Raw genomic sequence first — 681 nt, 5'->3', positions numbered from 1 at the left:
TGGCAAACAAAGTAACAGACATGAGTAAGATTAGAAAAGTAATTAAATTTCACTGTAGTGGCAAGAGTAAGTTATTTATTAGCAATTACTTATCACTTTCAAGAAATACGGTAAAGAAATACATTTCTTTATTTGAACTTCTAGGCTTAAGTTTTGAAGCTATTGATGCTAAAACAGATGCCGAACTAGAAGTTTTGTTTTCACAGAATACCGTTGAAACCATAGAACCCAAACTACAAAAGCTTCATGATTTTTTTCCACAAATGGAGCGTGAACTCAAAAAAGTTAGAGTTACTATCCAACTCATGTGGGAGCGATATATTACTATACATCCTGATGGTTTTAAGAGTTCTCAATTTAGGCATCACTTTAAAATATGGGGTAAACGCGTGAATCCAGTGATGCATATGAATCACAAATCGGGTGATAAAATGTATGTGGATTATGCTGGAAAAACACTTTCCATTATTGAAAAAGAAACGGGAGAGATTAAAGAAGTACAGTTTTTTGTTGCCATACTAGGTGCAAGTCAACACACGTATGCTGAAGCTTCTATAAGTCAACAGAAAGAAGATTTTGTAACTTCTGTAGAGAATGCTATGCGTTTTTTTGAAGGCGTTCCAGCAGCAATTGTTCCAGATAATCTAAAGTCAGCCGTGATTAAAAGTAGTCGTTTTGAAC

1 pseudogene is annotated in these 681 nt (G+C 34.4%); it reads left to right on the top strand.

Features of this window, described 5'->3' with window-relative positions:
- Positions 1 to 20 precede the first annotated feature (20 nt).
- A pseudogene (locus G6042_RS00725) lies at positions 21 to 681 on the top strand (IS21 family transposase); the annotation flags it as partial.

The organism is Flavobacterium solisilvae (assembly GCF_012911605.1).
GTDB lineage: Bacteria > Bacteroidota > Bacteroidia > Flavobacteriales > Flavobacteriaceae > Flavobacterium > Flavobacterium solisilvae.
This window is presented reverse-complemented; position numbering and strand designations above follow the sequence as displayed.